General features: G+C 60.0%; 1 rRNA gene. It reads left to right on the forward strand.

What is annotated here, in order from left to right:
* A 16S ribosomal RNA gene (locus tag APR03_RS24695) occupies nt 1-1,447 on the forward strand; the annotation flags it as partial.
* Nucleotides 1,448-2,018: the final 571 nt, after the last annotated feature.

Consider the following 2,018-nt stretch of genomic DNA (forward strand, 5'->3'; position numbering starts at 1 on the left):
CAGCTTGCTGGGTGGATCAGTGGCGAACGGGTGAGTAACACGTGAGCAACCTGCCCCTCACTTCGGGATAAGCCTTGGAAACGGGGTCTAATACCGGATATGAGCACTCACTGCATGGTGGGTGTTGGAAAGTTTTTCGGTGGGGGATGGGCTCGCGGCCTATCAGCTTGTTGGTGGGGTAATGGCCTACCAAGGCGTCGACGGGTAGCCGGCCTGAGAGGGCGACCGGCCACACTGGGACTGAGACACGGCCCAGACTCCTACGGGAGGCAGCAGTGGGGAATATTGCACAATGGGCGAAAGCCTGATGCAGCGACGCCGCGTGAGGGATGACGGCCTTCGGGTTGTAAACCTCTTTCAGCAGGGAAGAAGCGCAAGTGACGGTACCTGCAGAAGAAGCGCCGGCTAACTACGTGCCAGCAGCCGCGGTAATACGTAGGGCGCAAGCGTTGTCCGGAATTATTGGGCGTAAAGAGCTCGTAGGCGGTCTGTCGCGTCTGGTGTGAAATCCCATGGCTCAACTGTGGGCTTGCATCGGGTACGGGCAGACTAGAGTGCTGTAGGGGAGACTGGAATTCCTGGTGTAGCGGTGGAATGCGCAGATATCAGGAGGAACACCGATGGCGAAGGCAGGTCTCTGGGCAGTTACTGACGCTGAGGAGCGAAAGCATGGGGAGCGAACAGGATTAGATACCCTGGTAGTCCATGCCGTAAACGTTGGGCACTAGGTGTGGGGCCAGTTCCACTGGTTCTGTGCCGTAGCTAACGCATTAAGTGCCCCGCCTGGGGAGTACGGCCGCAAGGCTAAAACTCAAAGGAATTGACGGGGGCCCGCACAAGCGGCGGAGCATGCGGATTAATTCGATGCAACGCGAAGAACCTTACCAAGGCTTGACATGTACGAGAAAGCCCCAGAGATGGGGTTCTCTTTGGACACTCGTACACAGGTGGTGCATGGTTGTCGTCAGCTCGTGTCGTGAGATGTTGGGTTAAGTCCCGCAACGAGCGCAACCCTTGTCTCATGTTGCCAGCGGGTTATGCCGGGGACTCATGGGAGACTGCCGGGGTCAACTCGGAGGAAGGTGGGGATGACGTCAAATCATCATGCCCCTTATGTCTTGGGCTTCACGCATGCTACAATGGCCGGTACAGAGGGCTGCGATACCGTGAGGTGGAGCGAATCCCAAAAAGCCGGTCTCAGTTCGGATCGGGGTCTGCAACTCGACCCCGTGAAGTCGGAGTCGCTAGTAATCGCAGATCAGCAACGCTGCGGTGAATACGTTCCCGGGCCTTGTACACACCGCCCGTCAAGTCACGAAAGTTGGTAACACCCGAAGCTCACGGCCCAACCCCTTGTGGGAGGGAGTGGTCGAAGGTGGGACTGGCGATTGGGACTAAGTCGTAACAAGGTAGCCGTACCGGAAGGTGCGGCTGGATCACCTCCTTTCTAAGGAGCTCGTCTCCATCAGGCCCCGGGATGCCCGGGGATGCCGTGCCGCTCCTGTGTGGGGTGGTGGTGCTGGTGGCAGAGGCCAGGCCCAGGCCGTGCGCGTCTGGGGTGGTTGCTCATGGGTGGAACATTGACGAAGAGTCGTCCTGCGTGGACGGCTGCTGCTAGTACGCCGGCCTTGCCTGGGTTCGTCCCGGGGTGGTGGGTGGGAACGTGGTGGTCGTGTGGTGGGGTGGCTTGCTGAGCACACTGTTGGGTCCTGAGGCAACCGGCTGCCTTCTGTGTCCTGGTCTGTCGGGTCCCCCCCGTGTGGGGGGGTCTGGTGGTGGCTGGGGTGTGGGGGTGGGTTGTTTCATGGAGGACACGGGTCATCGGGTCGTACGCAGACCAGCCGGCGTGCCGGTGCTGGTGTGTGCGGGGTGCCTGGTGGGTTCGTCCGTTGCTTGAGAACTGCATAGTGGACGCGAGCATCTTTGAAATTTTTCAAGACTGCCTCGCACGTACGGCCGTGGGTGACTGGTGGGTCTCCTTTGGGGGGTCTGGTGGTTGCCGGCTGGTGTGTGTGGGG

It is taken from the genome of Promicromonospora thailandica (genome assembly GCF_024171955.1).
GTDB classification, from domain to species: Bacteria; Actinomycetota; Actinomycetes; order Actinomycetales; family Cellulomonadaceae; genus Promicromonospora; species Promicromonospora thailandica.